Source organism: Xanthomonas nasturtii, assembly GCF_023337365.3.
Classification (GTDB): Bacteria; Pseudomonadota; Gammaproteobacteria; order Xanthomonadales; family Xanthomonadaceae; genus Xanthomonas; species Xanthomonas nasturtii.
In genome coordinates, this window is the sequence record NZ_CP142084.2 from 3,332,906 (window position 1) to 3,353,014 (window position 20,109).

The window sequence follows — 20,109 nt, forward strand, 5'->3', positions numbered from 1 at the left end:
TGGATCGGCCATCGAGCTTCGCGGAGCTCGCGTTCGACGTGCACAAGGCACGATTCGAACCATCTTTCGGCGGACGCGTGGTCCCCGCAGGATTTGGCACCAAACGCGGGCGCTTGCGCGCTCCGCTGGCTGCCCCGGCATCAAAGGGCCTGTCCCTCCGCCGGTCTCGATGGTGAGGCTAAGATGCCACCGGCTTTTTGCGATGTCAATCTCTTCATGCGGATGGAAAGATATATTTTCATCCGATACCACTCCAGCCTGTGATGGGCCGCATACTTGCGCCCCTTTTGCTCGAGTCGATGGCGTGCCCCACCCCGTGCCCCGCATCGCCCTCGTCACAGCATTGGCTTCATTGCTGGCCAGCGCATCTGCGGCACATGCGCAGCAGCGTTGGCACTGGCCTGGCGCTGCCGCACCCCCCTCGCCCCAGGCACCGGCCGCGCAACCCGCGCCGGCAGCCGCCGGTCCCGGCGCTGCGCTGCAACTGGAATGGCAGGCACCGGTGTATCTTGCCTGGGTCACCAATCCGCTGGCCGGGCCTGCGCAACTGCGCGTGAGCGCGCCGCCCAGCGAGGATTACCGCGCCGTGCCGCAATTGCCGCTGACACTGCAGCTGGACGCACATGAGCGCCGCTTGCTGACCCGGCTGTATCCGGCCAGCAACCAGCGCATCCTTGGCGGGCTCGGGCTCACGCTCGACGTGGTTCCGGGCGACCCACGGGCCACGCCGCAGCCCGTGCGCTATCAGTTGCCGTTCCACGGCGTGCCGGTGCAGGTGGCGCAAGGCTTCGGCGGGCACTTCAGCCATGCCGATCCGCCCAACTGGTATGCGGTGGACTTCGCCCTGCCGCAGGGCACGCCGGTCCTGGCGGCACGCGACGGCGTGGTCATGCAGGTGCAGCGCGGTGTCCTCGACAACAGCCCGAACGACCCCGCAGCCGGCGGCGGCAACTTGGTGCGCGTCCTGCATGCCGATGGCAGCATGGCCCTCTACGCCCACCTGGCGCCCGACGGCGTCGCCGTCCGGCCAGGCCAGGCGGTGCGCAGCGGCGAGCGGCTGGGCGCCTCCGGCAATACCGGCTTCAGCACTGCACCGCATCTGCATTTCGCGATCCAGCGCAATGCCGATCTGCAGCTGGTCTCGCTGCCGTTCCGCATGCTCGGCCCGCAGGGCGAGCTGCAGTTCCCCTCGCCGGCCCCCTGACGCTAGCCACCTGCCCGGTCAACCCGCTCGCCGGAGCCTGCCCAATTCCCCAAAAGCGTGCTGCAGCGAAGCCGCTATAATCCCCGGCTTCCTCAGTTCCCGCAGGCGTCCGACCGGGCGCGCCCAGCCCATGTCCGAAGTCTCCAACGAAGCCGCGCGCCGCCGCACCTTCGCCATCATTTCCCACCCCGACGCCGGCAAGACCACGTTGACCGAAAAGCTGCTGTTGTTCGGCGGCGCGATCCAGATGGCCGGCTCGGTGAAGGGCCGCAAGGCCGCGCGCCACGCCACTTCGGACTGGATGGCGCTGGAAAAGGAGCGCGGCATCTCGGTCACCTCGTCGGTGATGCAGTTCCCGTACGAGGGCAAGATCGTCAACCTGCTCGACACCCCCGGCCACGCCGACTTCGGCGAGGACACCTACCGCGTGCTCACCGCGGTGGACTCGGCACTGATGGTCATCGACGTGGCCAAGGGCGTGGAAGAACGCACCATCAAGCTGATGGAAGTCTGCCGCCTGCGCGACACCCCCATCATGACCTTCATCAACAAGCTCGATCGCGAGGGCAAGAACCCGATCGATCTGCTGGACGAAGTGGAAACCGTGCTCGGCATCCAGTGCGCGCCGGTGACCTGGCCAATTGGCATGGGCCAGCGCCTCAAGGGCGTGGTGCATCTGATCACCGGCGAAGTGCATCTGTACGAACAGGGGCGCAATTTCACCCGCCAGGACTCCACCATCTTCCCGTCGCTGGATGCACCGGGCCTGGCCGCCAAGATCGGCGAGCAGATGCTGGCCGAGCTGCGCGAGGAACTGGAACTGGTGCAAGGCGCCAGCAATGCGTTCGATCTGCAGGCGTATCGCGCCGGCCAGCAGACCCCGGTGTTCTTCGGTTCGGGCGTCAACAACTTCGGTGTGCAGCCGCTGCTGGACTTCTTCATCGAACACGCACCGCCGCCGCAGGCGCGCGACACCACCGGCCGCCGCGTCGAGGCCACCGAGCCCAAACTCAGCGGCTTCGTGTTCAAGATCCAGGCCAACATGGACCCGCAGCATCGCGACCGCGTGGCATTCATGCGCGTGTGCTCGGGCAAATTCACCGCCGGCATGAAGACGCTGCATGTGCGCAGCGGCAAGGACGTCAAACTCGCCAACGCGCTGACCTTCATGGCCTCCGATCGCGAAATTGCCGCCGAGGCCTGGCCGGGCGATGTCATCGGCATCCACAACCACGGCACCATTTCCATCGGCGACACCTTCACCGAAGGCGAATCGCTGTCGTTCACCGGCATCCCGAACTTCGCGCCGGAATTGTTCCGCCGCGCGCGCCTGCGCGACCCGCTCAAGCTCAAGCAGCTGCAGAAAGGCCTGGCGCAGCTGTCCGAAGAAGGCGCCACGCAGTTTTTCCGCCCGTTGATGAGCAACGACCTGATCCTGGGTGCGGTCGGCGTGCTGCAGTTCGACGTGGTCGCCTACCGGCTCAAGGACGAATACGGGGTGGATGCGATCTTCGAGCCGGTCAGCGTCACCACCGCGCGCTGGGTGCATTGCGACAACCCCAAGAAGCTGGAGGAATTTCGCGAGAAAAACGCCGGCAATCTGGGCATCGATGCGGCCGGCCAACTGGTCTATCTCGCACCGACGCGCGTCAACCTGCAACTGGCGCAGGAGCGCGCGCCGGACGTGCGCTTTTCCGCTACCCGCGAACATGCGCATGCCAAGGCGATCGATTGAGGCCAGCTTGCAGCACCTGCGCGCAACCGCCTGCTGCGCGCGGCCGGTGTTCGCCATGACAGCTGCGCCGCGCCGCCGCGCCATCCACCTTTACCTGATGACCACCTGCAAGGTTTTGCTGGCCGCCTTCAATCGCGACAAGGGAACGCCACTGCTGGCGATGCGAATTGCGCACAGTTGCGGTACCTTTTTGGCATGAACGCAGACGCCTCCCCCTCGACTGACCTGCGCGACGAAATCGCCAGTGCCGTGACCCACGGCCTGGGTGCGATTGCTGCATTGGCCGGTGGTTCGGTGCTGATCACGCTGGCCGCCGTCTATGGCGATGGCTGGCAATTGGCCACCTCCATCGTGTTCAGCGCCACGCTGATCCTGCTCTACGTCGCCTCCACGCTCTTCCACGCCATCCCGCACCCGGGCGCCAAGGCGCGCCTGCAGGTGCTCGATCATTGCGCGATCTATTTGTTGATCGCCGGCACCTACACACCGTTTACGCTGATCAATCTGCGCGGCCCCTGGGGCTGGGGATTGTTCGCCGCCATCTGGACGATCGCCGCCGCCGGGGTGATCTTCAAACTGTTTTTCACCGGCCGCTTTCGCTTGCTATCGACCATCCTATATCTGGCGATGGGCTGGCTGATCATCGTGGCGATCCAGCCGTTGCTGCGCTCGGTCGACACCTGGTCGCTGTGCTGGCTGCTGGCCGGCGGGCTCTTCTACACCTTGGGCACGTATTTCTATCAACGCGACACCCAGCGCTACTTCCACGCGATCTGGCATCTGTTCGTGCTTGCCGGTAGCGCTTGCCACTTCGTTGCGGTGATCGCACAGGTAGTGTGATCTGTGACCTTTGCCGCGTTCGCGCGCCGTGCACGAGGCATCGCCAACCATGGCTCGCGTGAACAATGTGACCGACACCTCAGCTGTACCACCTTCCCGCGCGCCACGTCGTCGACGCTGGCTGGTCGCGCTTGCCATCGCCGCCGCCGCCGTGGTGATCTTCGTGCTGCTGTTCCAGTGGAACTGGCTGCGCGGTCCGGTCGAGCGCGTGGTCAGCGCCAAGACCGGTCGCGAATTCCATCTCGGCTATCTGGATGTCAAGCTGGGCCGCACGACCACCGTGCGCGGCAATCGGCTGCGTCTGGCCAACGCAGCGTGGTCCAAGCGCGGGCCGATGGCCGAGCTCAATTCGGCCGAAATCGATGTCGAGTTATGGCCGCTCTTGCGCGGCAAAGTGCGTCTGCCGGAAATCCGTCTGGATCACCCAACCGTCTTGCTGGAAGCCGGCGACGACACCCATCCCGGCAACTGGGTATTCGATCAGGACGATGGCGATGGCACGATGCCGCGCCTTGGCCGCCTGCTGGTGAACAACGGGCGCCTGCAGTACATCGATGCAGCCAATCGCTCGGACGTGGATGTGGCGATCAACAGCCTTGCACCACCGAGCAGCGACCAACGTGCAGCGCCGATCGGCATCGACGGCAAGGGCCGCTGGAAGGGCTACCCGTTCACGCTCAAGGGCAATACCGCGTCACCGCTGGAGCTGAGCCAGAGCGAGCACCCGTTCCGTATCGATCTGCGCGGCAGCGCCGGCGCCACCCGGACGCACGTGCGCGGCACCTTGACCAACCCGTTCCAGTTCCAGGTCTTCGATCTGCAAATGGCGCTCAGCGGCCAGGACATGCAGGATCTGTATCCGCTGACCGGCGTGGCCATGCCGTCGACGCCGCCGTACAAGCTAGACGGTCATCTGCGCCGCAACGGCCAGCTCTGGCGCTACGAAAAGTTCACCGGCACCGCCGGCGACAGCGATCTGTCGGGCACTGCAGAAGTGGACCTGCGCAACAAGCGTCCGTTCCTGCGTGCCGATCTCGCGTCCAAACGCCTGGACTTCGACGACCTGGCAGGGTTCGTCGGCGCACCACCGAAGACCGGCGCGAACGAGTCGGCAAATGCCGAACAGAAAAAACAGGCGGCACAGCTCGCAGCCAGCGCGCGCGTGCTTCCCGGCACCCCTTACGACTTGTCGAAGCTACGCGCGATGGACGCGCAGGTACGCTGGCGCGCACAGCGCATCAATGCGCCGTCGTGGCCGCTGGACGACATGGATGCCTCGCTGACATTGAAGGAAGGCCTGCTGCAGCTGGACCCGCTGAACTTCGGCGTTGCCGGTGGCGATATCCGCTCTACCATCCGCATGGATGCGCGCAACGAGGTGATCACCACACAACTCAAGGCGGGCCTTCGCGGCATTCGGCTGGATCAGCTCTTCCCCGATACCGCGCTTGCCAAGCAGGCCTCGGGTGCCATCGGTGGCGAATTCGATCTGCGTGGCCGCGGCAACTCGATCGGTGCGATGCTCGGCACCGCTGACGGCACGATCGGCGTCGGCATGGGCCGCGGCCATGTCGGCAACCTGATCATGGAACTGGCCGGGCTGGATATCGCCGAGTCGCTCAAGTATCTGGTCACCGAGGACCGTCAGATTCCGGTGCGCTGCATCTTCGGCGACTTCGGCGTGCAGGACGGCCTGATGCAGTCGCGCGCGCTGGCGTTCGACAGCACCGACACCATCATCGTCGGCGAAGGCAGCATCAACCTGAAAGACGAAACGCTGGACCTGCTGCTGCGCCCGCGCCCGAAAGACCGCAGCATCCTGAGCCTGCGCTCGCCACTGCGGATCGGTGGTAGCTTCAAGGACCCGACCTTCCGTCCCGACTTCAAGGCATTGGGTCTGCGCGGCGCGCTTGCGGTCGGCCTGGGCATGATCGCTCCACCGGCCGCCCTGCTAGCAACTTTCGAACCGGGCCCCGGCAAGGACAGCGATTGCGGCGGCAAATTCGCAAAGTAAGTGCACTCCACGACTCTGGGCGACCAGCAGACCTGTCCAACGCTGTAGCGATGGTGGCGAGGTTATGACCGCATGCACTTTCTCTGACTGGTGCAGTGGTCCCGAAACCTGCAGTAATGGCCCGCATCGGAGGGAGCTGATCAGACCGCAGTCCTCTGAAGACCGCACGGCATGCGCTGCTTGCACCGTGCACACCGGCCATCTCGACGGGTCCTTGCAGCAAACTCAGAGCGTCGAGAACACCGAACCAGAGAGTTTGCTGACTGTTTTATTGAAAGCTATGCATACCGACCATCTCAACTGACCCTTGCGACCAGGCCGCAGATCAAACACTTTAAAACTGATCAATCTGCTCGCCACACTCCTCACGCTATGTCGAGCAACAGCGTGGCCCAAGACAAGACGCAGGAAACTTAGCCGGCACGGCCCTAGCTGGCGATATAACGCTGCAATTGATCGATATCGCGCTGCTGGGTCTCGATCACCGCCTTGACCAGATCGCCGATCGAGATCACGCCCTGCACGCGGCCGTTTTCGACCACCGGCAGATGCCGGAAGCGCCCGTCGGTCATCAACTGCATGCAGCGCTCAACCGTGTCCGATGGCGATACCGTCACCACCTCGCTGCTCATGATTTCGGCAACGCTGGTGGTCGATGACGCGCGATCGCGCAGCACCACCTTGCGCGCGTAATCGCGCTCGGAGACGATGCCGACCAGGCGCGGCCCGTCCATCACCAGCACCGCGCCAATGGCCTTCTCAGCCATCAGGCGAACCGCCTCGATCACCGCGGCATCGGCCGCAACCGCAAATACCTCAACCTGCTTGGTCCCCAACAGCTGTCGTACGGTCTGCATGGCCCGCTCCGCGCTTGGTCTAGTGGTCGCAGCCTACTCCCACCGCGCCGCGGTGGGTATCGACCAGATATAGCGGGCGCTGCTTGGCCTCGTCGTACAACCGGCCCAGGTATTCGCCGATCAGGCCCAAGGCGATCAGCTGGATGCCACCCAGAAACAGGATCACCGACATCATGGTCGGCCAACCCGCCACCGGGTCGCCCATCAGCGCGGCCTTGATCACCACCCAGCTGCCGAACAGGAACGCCAGTAACGCGGTCAGCAGGCCCAGATAGGTGGCCGCACGCAGCGGCACCGTCGAAAAACTGGTGATGCCATCGAGCGCGAAATTCCACAGCCGCCACACCGTGAACTTGCTGCGCCCCGACAGACGCGGCGCACGCCGATACGGCAGCGCCGCCTGCCGAAACCCGACCCAGCCGAACAGCCCTTTCATGAAACGGTGGCGCTCGCGCAGCTGCTGCAAGGCCTGCACCACACGTGGCGACAGCAAACGGAAATCGCCGGTATCGGCAGGAATCGGCGTGCGCGACAAGCGCCGGATCACCCGGTAAAACGCGTGCGCGGCACTGCGCTTGAGCCAGCTCTCGCCCTCGCGAAATACCCGCGTGCCAAAGATGTTGTCGTAGCCCCCACGCCACAGCGCAACGAACTCAGGAATCAGCTCCGGCGGGTCCTGGCCATCGGCATCCAGCAACACCACGGCCCCCGGCAACACATGATCCAGACCGGCGGAAATCGCCACTTCCTTGCCGAAATTACGCGACAGCCGGACCGCGCTCACCTGCGGGTCAGCGTCGGCGAGCGCCTGCAGCACGTCCCAGGTGCCATCGATGCTGCCGTCGTCGACATACAACACGTGGGTCTGCAATCCGCGCAATCCCGCCAGCACCGCACACAAGCGCGGATGCAGCAGGGGAATGCTGGTTTCTTCGTTAAAGGCCGCGATGACCACCGTCAGGCGCTCGGCGGCAACCGGCAGTGGGGCGGTATCGATGGCGCTCACGCTCATGGCGCCTGCAGATACGCAGGGCCGCCCAACTGGCGCGCCTGTCGCTGGATCCATGCGGTACGCCGCTGCACGAAAGCACCCGGGCGGCGCGCGTCGTAGCGCCGGGGCGATGGCAACACCGCCGCCAGGCGCGCCGATTCGGCCGGCGACAAATCCGCTGCATCCTTGCCCCAGAACTGCCGCGCAGCCGCCTGCGCGCCATACACCCCGTCGCCGAATTCGGCCACGTTGAGATACACCTCAAGGATGCGTTGCTTGGGCCAGAGCAATTCGATCAACACCGTGTACCAGGCCTCCAGACCTTTGCGCACCCAGCTACGGCCTTGCCATAGAAAGACATTCTTGGCGACCTGCTGACTGATCGTGCTGGCGCCGCGCACGCGCCCACCGCGGGCATTATGGTCGCGCGCCTTTTCGATCGCCTGCAGGTCGAAACCGTGATGCATCGGAAACTGCTGATCCTCCGCAGCCACCACCGAAATCGGCAGGCTCGCGGCGATCTTGTCGTAATCGCGCCACTGCTGGTGCAGCGAAAAGCTCCCGTCTCCTTCGCTCCAAGCCTCCAGGTAGCGCCCGATCATCATGCTGCTGATCGGCGGGTCGACCAACCGCAGCACCAGCACCTGCAGCACGCTCGCTGCGACGAACAGCAGCGGCGCCGCCAGGATCCAGCGCAGCCAGCGCCGGCGCTGCGGTGATGTCACCTGCTTGCCATCCAATACATCCGTCCCCATTAGTGTGCTTCGCCCTTCTATCCCGATGCCTGCCGCATTATCCGGCAACCAGCGTCCCTTACGTCCGATGTCTCCATGACCGATCACGATCAGCTTTTCCGTTTCCTGCTGCCCGCCGCCGGCGTGCGCGGCGTCCATGTGCGCCTGACCAAGGCCTGGCAAGACATCCAGGGGGCGGCCGAGTACCCGCCCGCAGCGCGCCAGCTGCTGGGCGAAGCCGCAGTGGCGTCCGCCTTGTTCACCGGCCACACCAAGGTCGACGGCCGGCTGTCGGTGCAACTGCGCGGCAATGACACCTTACGCACCCTGTTTGCCGAATGCACCGCCGCTGGCACCCTGCGCGGCATCGTGCAACTGGCCGAGGGTGCTGACGCGCCCGCCGACCTGCGCGAGCTGGGAGACGCCGCGCTGTTGGCAATCACCATCGAAAACCCCGGCCTGGACCCGCGCGAACCGCAGCGCTACCAGAGCCTGGTCGGCATGCAGGCCCCGGATCTGGCCGAAGCCTTCGAAACCTATTTCCAGCAGTCCGAGCAACTGCCGACCCGCCTGTTGCTGGCCGCCGGCCCGGATCAGGCTGCCGGCCTGCTGCTGCAGAAACTGCCTGGCGACGAAGGCGACACCGACGGCTGGACCCGCATCGGCGCCCTGTTCGACACCCTCGGTGCTCCCGAGTTGTTGTTGGTGGCCGGCGAAGACCTGGTGCATCGCCTGTTCCACGAAGAGGACCCGCAACTGCTGGGCGGCAAAGCGCTGAACTTTGGTTGCTCCTGTTCGCGCGAGCGGGTCGCCTCGATGCTGGAATCGCTGGGTGAAGAAGAAGCGCGCGCAGCCGCCGAAGAGACTGGCGAGGTAGAAGTGCGGTGCGAGTTCTGTGGCCGCCAGTATCACTTTCCGTTGACCGAGTTAGCCGTACTTTTCAGTACGGCCCAGCCCTCGCAGCAGGCGCCGGAAAGGTTGCAATAGATAGCATTGCGGATGCGTTCTGGGGAACGTGACTACTTGTTAAATAATCATAAACACCCTAGCATCCTCCTTGCCCGCTCTCGGGAACTTAACAACTGCTCCTGGGTCTGACCTCTGGTATGCGACACCTCCTGCGCCGTCCGCTAGCTTTGATGATTGCCCTCGCGGCAGCCACCGGTGTGCACGCGCAGTCGGCACCGCAGCAGGTGCGCGAAGGCACCGTGTTGCCGGTGTGGAACAAGGGCAGCGGCAAGGTGGAAGCCTTCCTGTACCTGGAGCCCACCGGTGAGCAGAAGGCCGGCGCACGCTGGCATTTCGGGCGTAACTCGCTGGACGCAGCATTCGGCTTGACCTCCGGCGACTCGCTGGGCCTGCTCTGCAACAGCAGCCGCGGCACCAACATCAGCGGGCTGGCCAGCCACTGCCTGCTTGCCGGTATTGGCGATGACGAAGACGACAGCGCTGCAGCATCGCTTCGCGTCTCCGGCACCTTGGGCTTCAGCCGTGCCGGTGGCCGCGTTGGCGTGACGGCCGGTACCGGTCGCGACACCCTGCCCGCCTGGCTGATCGGCGCCGGCAAGGCACCACTGACCCGCGTCGAGCAAAACGATCTGACCGTCTTTGGCCAGAAGAACATCGGCCGCGAAGGCTTTGTTTCGATCGGCGGCACCTACGCCCGCGCCCGCCTGGTCCCGTTGGCCGACGTCTCCCCGGCGATTGCCGACCAGTGGGACAGCAAGACCTTGAGCGTCGGTGGTGGCTACGGCGCCTTCAGCGCGAACGTGATCGGCCGTGTCGTCGATGTCCCCGGCCAGCCGGAAAAATGGGAAGGTCTGGGTCTGGGCCTGACCTGGCGCACCCCGTGGAGCGGCCAGTTGACCGTCGGCGCCGAAAACGTCATCTCCCGCGGCAAGAACCCGTTTGCTCCCAGTAACGAGAGCAACAGCGACGGGACAATTCCTTATGTCAGGTATGAGCAAGACCTGTAAGCCACTGACGTAAAACGGAATTCCAATAGCGCCACCGATCACACAATCGGTGGCGTTTTTCGTTCAGGAATGCCTGAAACAGCCCTTTTTCACGACTTCCTTCTTTTTCGTTAACGGGACTTTAATTCCGGGCGCAACGCATATACCATCGGTTCACCTTGTCGATTTGGATCCGCTTCTTCGGCCCCCCGGCAGGCAAACAACCCTTGGCAGTACCCAAGATCACTTGGAGAGAGAGCTAATGAATTGCAAGTCCAACAAACTGCGCGATGCAGTTGTCCTCGCGCTTGTCGTGGGTGTGGCCGGTACCGGTACCGCCATCGCTCAGGAAGCCGGCGGCGCCACCAACCTCGACAAGATCGAAGTGACCGGTTCGCGCATCAAGCGCGCTGACGTCGAAACATCGCAGCCGGTCTTCAGCATGAGCCGTCAGCAGATCGAATCGCAGGGTCTGACCTCCATCGGCGACGTGATCCAGAACATCAGCTCGGGCGGTTCGGCGCTCAACAGCAACGTCAACAATGGTGGCAACGGCGAAACGCGCGTCAACCTCCGTAACCTCGGTTCCAACCGCACCCTGGTGCTGGTCAATGGTCGTCGTTGGGTCGGCGGCACAGGCCTGGGCGGCGCAGTCGACCTCAACACGATTCCGACTGCTGCCGTCGAGCGCATCGAAGTCCTGAAGGACGGCGCCTCCACGATTTACGGCTCCGACGCCATCTCCGGCGTGGTCAACATCATCCTGCGCCAGAACTTCGATGGCGCCGAAGCGAATGCTTACTTCGGCCAGTACGACAAGGGCGACGGCAGCCGCGAGTCCTACGACTTCACCATCGGCTCGACGGGCGATCGTTGGCACGCCACCCTGGGTGTTGGCTACGTCAAAGAAGAGCCGGTATGGGCGGGCGATCGAGAGATTTCCGCAGTGGCGGTCTCCGGCGCCGTTCCCGGCACCGGCAACAGCACCACGATTCCAGGTGGGCGTTTCGGCATTTTTGGACCGACTGGCCCCGACCCCACTACCGGCGCGCCGACATTCGGCGCAACTCGTTTCAATGGAACGCCTGGGTTCTCTATCACCAACAACGGTGGTACGACCTCGCGCAATTACACGGCTGCCGATAGCTACAACTTTGCGCCGGCCAACTATTTAGTGACCCCGCAGGAGCGTAAGTCGGTGTTCGCCGACGCCGGCCTGTCGATCACCGACAACGTGCGCTTCAAGACCACGGTGACCTACAACGAGCGTGAGTCGAGCCAGGTCCTCGCGCCGATGCCGATCGTACTGGGCCGCTCCGCACCTGGCACCAATGGTGCAGACATCGTCATCTCTGCCAACAACATCTATAACAACACTGGCAGCGATATTGATTACATCCAGTACCGTGCTGAAGAGACCGGCGGCCGCATTTTCACCCAGAACGTCAAGACGTTCGGTTTCAGCGGCGCATTCGAAGGTGACTTCGAAATTGGCCAGCGCTTCTTCAGCTGGGAAGCCGGTATGTTCTACGGCAAGAACGACCAGACCGACCGCACCACCGGCCTGTTCAACATCTCCGCGCTGCGTAATGCGCTTGGCCCGTCGTTTGTTGACGCAGGCGGCGTCGCACGTTGCGGCACTGCTGCCAGCACCATCGACGGCTGCGTCCCGATGGACATGCTGAGCGGACCGGGTTCGTTGACCCCGGAAATGCTGAGCTATGCCGGCTTCAATGCACATGACCTCTACGGATATGAGCAGAAGACTTACTTCGGCAACATCGGTGGCGAACTGTTCGATCTGCAGGGAGGCGCGTTTGCATTCTCCTTGGGCGCTGAACACCGCGAAGAATCGGGCTTCGATGATCCGGACGCGCTGATCAACTCTGGCGACACCACCGGCAATGCGCGTACCGCCACCAACGGCGGCTACAAGCTGGACGAAGCCTACCTCGAACTCGCCGTGCCGCTGCTGGCCGATCTGCCGGGCGCACAGCTGCTCGATTTCAGCCTGGCAACGCGCTATTCGGATTACAGCAACTTCGGTGATACCACCAACAGCAAGTTCGGTTTCCGCTGGAAGCCGATCACCGACTTGATGATCCGTGGTAACTGGTCGCAGGGCTTCCGCGCCCCGTCGATCAACGAGCTGTTCCAGGGTGTGAGCGATACCTTCGAAGATGTGCGCGATCCTTGCGCAGGTTCTTTCAGCGACGGTTCCGTCAATGGAACGCGTCCGGGTTCGTGTGGCGCCGTGCCGGCTTACGCGCAGGCCAACCCGCAGGTGCGTACCGCTACCGGCGGCAATCCGAATCTGCAGCCGGAAACCTCGACGTCCAAGACGTTGGGCTTCGTCTACAGCCCGGGTTGGGTGACCGGCCTGGATGTCTCGCTCGACTGGTGGAACATCGAGATCGAAGACGCGATCGATTTGCAGACCGTGCAAGAAACCCTGGACAGCTGCTACGTGGGCGGGATCGCCAATGCCTGCTCGCTGATTCAGCGTGAGGCGACCGGCGAAGTCTCCAACCTGCTGGCAGTGCCCAACAACATCGCCAAGATCGAAGCCGAAGGCTACGACCTGACCGTGGGCTATCGCTTGCCGGACACCGCTTGGGGTAGCTTCAATGTGGTGTGGGATTCGACCTACATGAGCAAGTTCGTGGTCGAGAAGCCGCTGCAGGATCCGGAAACCCGCGTTGGCCTGTACCGTGGCGGTTCGGCACGTGACAACAACTGGCGTATCCGCTCCAACCTGATGCTCAACTGGGAATTGGGCGATGTCGGCGGCTCGGCCTCTATGCGCTACTACAGCTCGCAGGTTGAAAACTGCACAGGCGCCAACGTCGCTACCCCGGCCAACGTGGCACTGCTGTGCTCGGATCCAAATCGTAGAACCGATGCTGGCGCCGCTCCGCGTAACCATGTGCCGAGCGTGACCTATACTGATCTGGCCGCTTATTGGAAGGCTCCGTGGAATGCACGCGTGACCGTCGGCGTGAACAACGCTTTCGACCGCGATCCGCCGCAGGCTGCAACCGCGTTTGCCAATAGTTTTGACTCGCAGTACGAAATTCCGGGTCGTTTCTATTACATGCGCTACACCCAGAGGTTCTGATAGGCAGTTTGGTTAAAACGTAAACCGCAAACAAAAAGCCGCTATTCGAAGGAATAGCGGCTTTTTTATTGGTTTTTGCTTGCTTGGCTATTGCTTTGACACGTCAAGCGATAGCTCGAGACGAACTCACCCAGGAATCAACGTCTGAATCACATGCTCGACATAGGATTCAAATTCTTCGCGGGCCTGCTTGGGTTGCTGCAGCTGCAGCGATAGCTGCAGGAAGCCGACGTAGGCGGCGTAGGCCAAACGGGCGCGGTGCTGGGCGTCGGTGCGTGACAGGCCGGCCTGGCGGAACGAGGCGATCAGGTAATCGAGGCGGCGTTGCGAGACGCGGTCGATGACCGGGCGCACGGCCGGATGATCGAGTGCCTTGAGCAACTCGCTGTAGATCACGTGCGGCGTGACTTCGTGTGCAACCAGTTGGAACAGCGCGCGCAGGCGGGCACTGGGGTCGGGCACGTCTTCCAGACTGCCGAACACTTCCTTTTGCTCGAAGATTTCCCAGCGCTCCAGGGCGGCCTGCAATAGTGCGTCGCGCGAGGGGAAGTGCCAGTAGAAGCTGCCCTTGGTGACGCCGAGCCGGCGCGCCAGTGGCTCGACGGCGACCGCTCCCACGCCCTGTTCGGCAATCAGGTCGAGCGCGGCCTGTGCCCAATCGTCCGCGCTGAGGCGGTTGCCGCGACCGGAGCTGGCGCGGGGCGTGGTAACGCTGGAGTCGGTGATGTCGTTCATGACGCGATTTAACCATACGCTTGAGTCAGTTGCAGTATGCATCACGTGATTGACTGGCCACAGGCACGAGTCAATGGCTTAACCATCCATACCATTGAGTATTGACATCACGCGGCCCGTATCCATACCATTAGGTATGGTCACCTCACCTTCTACCCTTGCCGTCAGTGCGTCCGTGTCTAGTGTCAACACTGGCGACGCCGTGCTTGCGGTATCGGTACGGGGCGTCGAATCCGCGCAGGCCGTGCTGCTGGCGCACGGGTTGGGGCAGACGCGGCACGCCTGGGAGAGCACTGCAGCGACGCTGGCCGAAGCGGGCTACCGTTCGCTGTCGTACGACGCACGCGGGCATGGCGATTCAAGCGTCAATGCGGCCGAGCTGCCCTATTCGGCAACGCAGTTCACGAACGACCTGATCGTGTTGGCAGGCGAGCAGACCGAACCGCCCGTGCTGGTTGCCGCATCGATGGATGGCCTGTTCGGGTTGCTTGCAGAGGCGCGCTGGCCGGGACTCTTCCGTGCCATCGTGCTGGTCGACATCACGCCGCGGTGGGACACCACGGGCGTTGAGCGCATTCTGCGCTTCACGACCGCGCATCCCGATGGATTCACATCGCTGGATGCGGCGGCCGATGCAATCGCCGCGTATTTGCCGCATCGCCCACGCAAGACGACTGAACAATTGCAGGCCTTGTTGCGGCAGCGCGACGATGGCCGCTGGCATTGGCATTGGGACCCGCGTCTGGTCGACGAGCTGGCCGGTCAGGATGCGCAGCTGCAGCAGCACGCCTTGGTGGAAGCTGCAGCGCAGGTACGCTGCCCGATGCTGCTGATCAGCGGCGGGCGCAGCGATCTGGTCACCCCGGCCAACATCGCCGAATTCCTGTCCATCGCCCCGCACGCGCAGCACGTGCATCTGCCCGAGGCCACGCACATGCTGGCCGGCGACGACAACACCACCTTTACCGCCACCGTGTTGCATTATCTGGACGCACTGCCCTCGGTTGGCACCATCGCAGCGTCCAACATTACCGAGCATGTCACTGGAGCAAGACCATGAGCATCGTTGCACCGTTCCTCCTCGTCATCCTGGCGGCGGGCATCGCTGCCTACCACCGCATGCGGCTTGCCACCTGGGTTGCAATCAGCGCCTGCGTGCTGGTGGCATGCTGGCTGTTGGGTGCCAACCTCACCGCGACCATCGCCGCCGCCGTGCTGGTGGTGCTGATTTCCGCGCCGGTGCTGTTGCCGTTCCTGCGCAAGCCGCTGCTCACCACACCGTTGATGGGCTTCTTCCGCAAGGTGCTGCCGCCGCTGTCGCAGACCGAGCGCATTGCGCTGGAAACCGGTTCGGTCGGTTTCGAGGGTGAGCTGTTCACCGGCGACCCGGATTGGCAGAAGCTGCTCAATTATCCCAAGCCGCAGTTGAGTGCCGAAGAGCAGGCATTCCTGGATGGCCCGGTGGAAGAGTTGTGCAAGATGGTCAACGACTGGGAGATCACCCACGTCCATGCCGATCTGCCGCCGGAATTGTGGGACTACATCAAGAAGAACAAGTTCTTCGGCATGATCATTCCCAAGCAGTATGGCGGCCTGGGCTTCAGTGCGCTGGCGCACCACAAGGTGATCCAGAAGCTGTCCTCGATCTCCAGCGTGGTCAGCTCCACGGTCGGCGTGCCGAACTCGCTTGGACCGGGCGAGCTGCTGCTGCATTACGGCACGCCGGAACAGAAGGACTACTATCTGCCGCGCCTTGCGGTCGGTGCGGAAGTGCCGTGCTTCGGTCTGACCGGCCCATTCGCCGGTTCGGATGCGACCTCGATCCCGGACTACGGCATCGTCTGCAAGGGCGAGTGGAACGGCGCCAACGTGCTCGGCGTCAAGCTCACCTTCGACAAGCGCTACATCACCCTGGCGCCGGTGGCCTCGCTGATCGGCCTGGCGTTCCGCGCCTACGACCCGGAAGGCCTGATCGGCGACAAGAAGGACATCGGCATCACCTTGGCGCTGCTGCCGCGCGAAACACCCGGCGTGGAAATCGGCCGTCGCCACTTCCCTTTGAACTCGCCGTTCCAGAACGGACCGATCCACGGCGAAGAAGTCTTCATCCCGCTGAGCCAGTTGATCGGCGGCGTGGAGATGGTAGGCAAGGGCTGGAACATGCTCAACGAGTGTCTGGCGGTCGGGCGTTCGATCACCCTGCCCTCCACCGCCAGTGGCGGCGGTAAATACGCGGCGGTGGTGACCGGTGCATATGCGCGCATCCGCAAGCAGTTCGGTCTGTCGGTGGGTCGCTTCGAAGGCGTGGAAGAGGCGCTGGCACGCATCGGCGGCAAGGCCTATGCAATCAGTGCGTTGGCGCAGGCCACGGCCGCTGCGGTGGATCGTGGCGACGTGCCATCGGTGCCGTCGGCAATCGCCAAGTACCACTGCACCACCATGGGCCGCGAAGTGGTCAGCGACATGATGGATGTGATCGGCGGCAAGGGCATTATCCTGGGGCCGCGCAACTTTGCCGGCCGCGCCTGGCAGGCCGCGCCGATCGGCGTGACCGTGGAAGGCGCCAACATCATGACCCGCAGCCTGCTGATCTTCGGCCAGGGCGCGATCCTGTGCCATCCGTGGGTGATGAAGGAAATGAAGGCCGCGCAGGACCCGGATACGCGTCGTGGCCTGGAAGAGTTCGACCAGAGCCTGTTCGGGCATATCCGCTTCGGTATTTCCAACGCCGTGCGTTCGTTCTGGTTCGGCCTGACCGGTGCGCGCATCGGCGCAGCGCCAGGCGATGCATACACGCGTCGCTTCTTCCGCAAGCTGGATCGCTATTCGGCCAACCTGGCATTGATGGCGGACGTGTCGATGCTGATGCTGGGCGGCAAGTTGAAGTTCAAGGAGTCGTTGTCCGGTCGCCTGGGCGATGTGCTGAGCCATATCTACATGACCAGTGCGATGCTCAAGCGCTACCACGACGAGGGCGCACCGGCGACCGATCAGCCGCTGCTGGCATGGGCCTTCCACGATAGCGTGCACAAGATCGAAACTGCGCTGTCTGCAGCGCTGCGTAATTTCCCGATCCGCCCGGTGGGTTGGTTGATGTGGGTGCTGATCTTCCCGCTGGGCCGTCGTGCCGAAGCACCGGGCGACCGCCTGGGCCATCGCGTGGCATCGATCCTGATGGCGCCAAACGAAGCGCGCGACCGGCTGGCACAGGGCGTGTTCCTGACGCCGTGCGCCAACAACCCGGGTGGCCGTATTGCCAGCTACCTGACCAAGGCCGTGATGGCCGAGCCGGTGGAGCGCAAGTTCCTGAAGGCGCTCAAGACCAAGGGCATCGAAGCGCTGGACTTCCCCGCGCAGCTAGACGAAGCCGTGGCCGAAGGCGTGCTCAGCCTTGAAGAGCGCAAGCTGCTGGAAGAGCTGCGCGAGATCATGATGGACACCATCACCGTGGACGACTTCGATCCGCACGAGCTGCGTGCGGCCAGCTACTACGACAAGCCGCAGGCGCAGCAACCGCGCGAAGCGGCGTAAAGCGCAAGCCAAGGTGACAATAAAGACGGCGGGCTTCGGCCCGCCGTTGTTGTTTGTGGAGACCTGCTGCTACGTGGCTGCGCTGCCGGCAACCTTGGGTTGCCGGCCGGTTTCCAGCGAGCCGCGCCTTGTTGAAGCGGGCCTGCTCGCGATGCGGTCTTGTCGGTAACGCTTCATCGCGGGCATGCCCGCTCCTACGAAGCGAACAACCCGCCTCAGCGGGGCAACCACACCAGCGCCAACGCGATCAATGCGGGCAACGCCTGCACGAAGAAGATGCGACGGTTGACGCTGTAGGCGCCATAGCAACCTGCCACCACCACACAGCCCAGGAAGAAGCTCAGCACGTCGGTGCGTGCAGCCAGTGCGCCCCAGAACAGGCCCGCAGCCAGGAAGCCGTTGTAAAGGCCCTGGTTGGCTGCAAGCACGCGGGTGGCCTGCGCCCTCTGTGGGCTATTGCGGAAGGTCTTCAAGCCCAGCGGGTGCGTCCACAGCAGCATTTCCAGCACCAGGATATAGACGTGCAGCAGCGCGACGCACAGGCCGGCGACGATGGCGAACAGGGACATGGCGGATAGGTGTGATGGAATGGCGGCCAGCATAGTCGCGATCGTGGTCGTCCTGTCAGTCGCCGTGAGGCGCCCTGGCGCTGACGCAAGCGTGGCTGAAGAGATGCAAGGGCTGCTGCGTATGCGCTTAGAGCACCGCGATGACGCGCGCCGGCTGCCCTCGTTCCACGGTTGTGCAACGGCCGCAAACGGCCTGCTTTCTGCTCCGACCCGCAAGCCGCGGGAACGCCGCAGCACAGAGTTGCAAGCTGCGTGGTCGAGAAACATGGCTCACGGAAGACCCCGATGCCGCTCTTAGTCGGACGCCTGCCTGGCGGTCTCAGCATCACGCTCGGCAGGCAACTTGCGTGCCTCGCGCAACAGGCCGAACGCACCAACCGTCAGACCGGTCGCCACGAGAAATCCAACGCCGAACACGGCGCTGGAGCCCAACGCAGACACCAGTTTGTGGACCCAGACGAAGGTGAGATCGCCGCCGCGATAGACCACCGTGTCGATCGCCGCGCCAGCCTTGTAGCGCCACTCACGATCTACGCGCGTGTACAGCGTCTCGCGCGCGGGTTTGGCCAATGCGAATTCGCTGGAGCGGGTGATCACCTGCACGATCGCAATCATCATCGGTAACGGCGATGCCGCCAGCACGGCATAGCCGAACATGATCGCCACACCCGGGATCAACAACGCCGGCGCGATGCCGAAACGCGACAACAGCGCGCGTGTCACCAGCAATTGCAGCACCAGCGCCAGCGCGTTGATCGCCAGGTCGATGCTCGAGTAATAAGCGGTGGCCGCCGCTGCGTCTGTGTAAAGCCGCCGCACCAGCGCTGCCTGCTCGTTGTAGAGCAAGGTGCCCACCCCCACGCCGAACAGCACCATGAAGGCCAACCAGCGCAACAGCGGCTCGCGCACGATCAGTTTGAGCCCGCCGAGCACGTCGCCGCCCATCGGCACTTCGCCGGAGCTCAGCTGGCGCTGCTGTTCGCGCGCAACGGCCCACAGCCGCAGGCGCAACACGCAGACCACGCACACGGTCAAAAACCCGGCCGACACCAGCATCAGATGCGCAATGCCGATGCGCTCGACCAGGGTACGGGTGAGGATCGGCCCGAGAAACGCGCCCAGCGTGCCCGCCGCACCGATGTAACCGTAGTAGCTGCGTGCTTCGGCGTTGCTGAAGACATCGGCCATGAAACTCCAGAACACGGCCACCGCAAACAGGTTGAAGACGGTCACCCACAAGAAAAACGCCATGCCGCGCCCGGGCACGCCGCTGTCGAACAACACATAGAACAGCAGCAGCGTCGCGATGAAGAAGCCGTACACCAACGGCAGGAACACCCGCCGCGGATAGCGGCTGACCAGCGCGCCGTAGACCGGCTGCAGCAGCAGCATGATCAGGAAGGCGCAGGTAAACAGCACCTGCAGGGTGAAGTCCTTCAGCGGCATGCCGTGTGCGGCGAAGAACGCGATCATGCCGGTCGGGAAAATTGCTTCCACATCGGCTGAGGCGCTCATCGCTTCGCGCACCGGGCGCAACACGTAGTAACCGCTGAGCAGGCAAAAGAAGTAAAGAAACGACCACGCCAGCGGCGGCGAGCTTCGCAGTGCCGCGCTCAGGCGGCCAGCCGCAGATCGCGGCGCAGAAGAGCTAGTCATCGTGTAACGGCTGCCCACGCAAGCGGGCACGACGGCAAGAACATGGCAGCGGCGCACCCGCGAAAGAAGCGCGCAAGTTAGCCGATGCGGCCCGGCACCACCAGCGACCGCCCGCAAGACACTGCAGCCCGGACGCCGCCTGCCCAGGCACGCCGCTTGCAGCTTCCGCG

At 63.8% G+C, this 20,109-nt stretch carries 16 protein-coding genes and 1 riboswitch; of the genes, 10 read left to right on the plus strand and 6 right to left on the minus strand.

Annotation, left to right across the window (positions count from 1 at the left end; genetic code table 11):
* Positions 1-56: 56 nt before the first annotated feature.
* Positions 57-176: riboswitch (SAM riboswitch) on the minus strand.
* Positions 177-304: 128 nt separating this feature from the next.
* The 5 genes from M3O59_RS14565 to M3O59_RS14585 all read left to right on the plus strand — a co-directional run bounded on the left by M3O59_RS14565 (position 305) and on the right by M3O59_RS14585 (position 5,793).
* A complete protein-coding gene (locus M3O59_RS14565; RefSeq protein WP_372367282.1) occupies positions 305-1,204 on the plus strand; it encodes a M23 family metallopeptidase in 900 nt (299 codons plus the stop codon).
* 130 nt (positions 1,205-1,334) lie between these two features.
* Complete coding sequence (locus M3O59_RS14570) at positions 1,335-2,939, plus strand: peptide chain release factor 3 (RefSeq protein WP_116905981.1); 1,605 nt, start codon at positions 1,335-1,337, stop codon at positions 2,937-2,939.
* Positions 2,940-2,946: 7 nt separating this feature from the next.
* Positions 2,947-3,138: a hypothetical protein gene (locus tag M3O59_RS14575; protein WP_116905980.1), complete on the plus strand. Its 192-nt coding sequence runs from the start codon at positions 2,947-2,949 to the stop codon at positions 3,136-3,138.
* On the plus strand, positions 3,135-3,779 hold the full coding sequence (gene trhA / locus M3O59_RS14580; protein ID WP_064633963.1) for a PAQR family membrane homeostasis protein TrhA: 645 nt from the start codon (positions 3,135-3,137) through the stop codon (positions 3,777-3,779). The genes M3O59_RS14575 and trhA overlap by 4 nt, the downstream gene beginning before the upstream one ends.
* 49 nt (positions 3,780-3,828) lie before the next feature.
* A complete protein-coding gene (locus tag M3O59_RS14585) occupies positions 3,829-5,793 on the plus strand; it encodes an AsmA family protein (protein WP_116905989.1) in 1,965 nt (654 codons plus the stop codon).
* A gap of 428 nt (positions 5,794-6,221) precedes the next feature.
* On the opposite strand, the gene M3O59_RS14590 is transcribed toward M3O59_RS14585, so the two are convergent.
* The 3 genes from M3O59_RS14590 to mtgA are packed head-to-tail and all read right to left on the minus strand — an operon-like array spanning position 6,222 to position 8,396.
* Entirely contained in the window at positions 6,222-6,650 is a 429-nt protein-coding gene (locus M3O59_RS14590) for a CBS domain-containing protein (protein WP_064633960.1), read from the minus strand.
* A gap of 19 nt (positions 6,651-6,669) precedes the next feature.
* Positions 6,670-7,656 (minus strand): glycosyltransferase family 2 protein, encoded by a 987-nt coding sequence (locus tag M3O59_RS14595; protein WP_147308502.1) that lies wholly within the window; start codon positions 7,654-7,656, stop codon positions 6,670-6,672.
* 2 nt (positions 7,657-7,658) lie between these two features.
* Entirely contained in the window at positions 7,659-8,396 is a 738-nt protein-coding gene (mtgA, locus tag M3O59_RS14600) for a monofunctional biosynthetic peptidoglycan transglycosylase (RefSeq protein ID WP_116905978.1), read from the minus strand.
* Positions 8,397-8,471: 75 nt separating this feature from the next.
* On the opposite strand from mtgA, the gene hslO reads away from it, so the two are divergent.
* The 3 genes from hslO to M3O59_RS14615 all read left to right on the plus strand — a co-directional run bounded on the left by hslO (position 8,472) and on the right by M3O59_RS14615 (position 13,448).
* Complete coding sequence (gene hslO / locus M3O59_RS14605; RefSeq protein ID WP_116905977.1) at positions 8,472-9,362, plus strand: Hsp33 family molecular chaperone HslO; 891 nt, start codon at positions 8,472-8,474, stop codon at positions 9,360-9,362.
* A gap of 152 nt (positions 9,363-9,514) precedes the next feature.
* The gene (locus tag M3O59_RS14610) at positions 9,515-10,351 is read left to right on the plus strand and encodes an XOO1806 family protein (protein ID WP_181920567.1); all 837 of its coding nucleotides are present in this window, start codon (positions 9,515-9,517) and stop codon (positions 10,349-10,351) included.
* A gap of 241 nt (positions 10,352-10,592) precedes the next feature.
* A complete protein-coding gene (locus M3O59_RS14615) occupies positions 10,593-13,448 on the plus strand; it encodes a TonB-dependent receptor domain-containing protein (protein WP_116905975.1) in 2,856 nt (951 codons plus the stop codon).
* A 126-nt stretch (positions 13,449-13,574) separates the two neighbouring features.
* Here M3O59_RS14615 and M3O59_RS14620 read toward each other — a convergent pair whose 3' ends face one another.
* Positions 13,575-14,183, minus strand: a complete 609-nt coding sequence (locus M3O59_RS14620; RefSeq protein ID WP_064633946.1) for a TetR/AcrR family transcriptional regulator — start codon at positions 14,181-14,183, stop codon at positions 13,575-13,577.
* A gap of 136 nt (positions 14,184-14,319) precedes the next feature.
* Between M3O59_RS14620 and M3O59_RS14625 the strand changes: the two genes are divergently transcribed.
* Both M3O59_RS14625 and M3O59_RS14630 read left to right on the plus strand, forming a co-directional pair.
* Complete coding sequence (locus M3O59_RS14625; RefSeq protein WP_116905974.1) at positions 14,320-15,243, plus strand: alpha/beta fold hydrolase; 924 nt, start codon at positions 14,320-14,322, stop codon at positions 15,241-15,243.
* Positions 15,240-17,714 carry an acyl-CoA dehydrogenase gene (locus M3O59_RS14630; RefSeq protein ID WP_064633942.1) on the plus strand — a complete coding sequence of 825 codons (2,475 nt, stop codon included), beginning with the start codon at positions 15,240-15,242 and terminating at the stop codon, positions 17,712-17,714. The genes M3O59_RS14625 and M3O59_RS14630 overlap by 4 nt, the downstream gene beginning before the upstream one ends.
* 215 nt (positions 17,715-17,929) lie before the next feature.
* Here M3O59_RS14630 and M3O59_RS14635 read toward each other — a convergent pair whose 3' ends face one another.
* Both M3O59_RS14635 and M3O59_RS14640 read right to left on the minus strand, forming a co-directional pair.
* Positions 17,930-18,283: a DUF1304 domain-containing protein gene (locus tag M3O59_RS14635; protein WP_116905973.1), complete on the minus strand. Its 354-nt coding sequence runs from the start codon at positions 18,281-18,283 to the stop codon at positions 17,930-17,932.
* 294 nt (positions 18,284-18,577) lie between these two features.
* Positions 18,578-19,939 carry an NTP/NDP exchange transporter gene (locus tag M3O59_RS14640; RefSeq protein ID WP_064633937.1) on the minus strand — a complete coding sequence of 454 codons (1,362 nt, stop codon included), beginning with the start codon at positions 19,937-19,939 and terminating at the stop codon, positions 18,578-18,580.
* Positions 19,940-20,109: the final 170 nt, after the last annotated feature.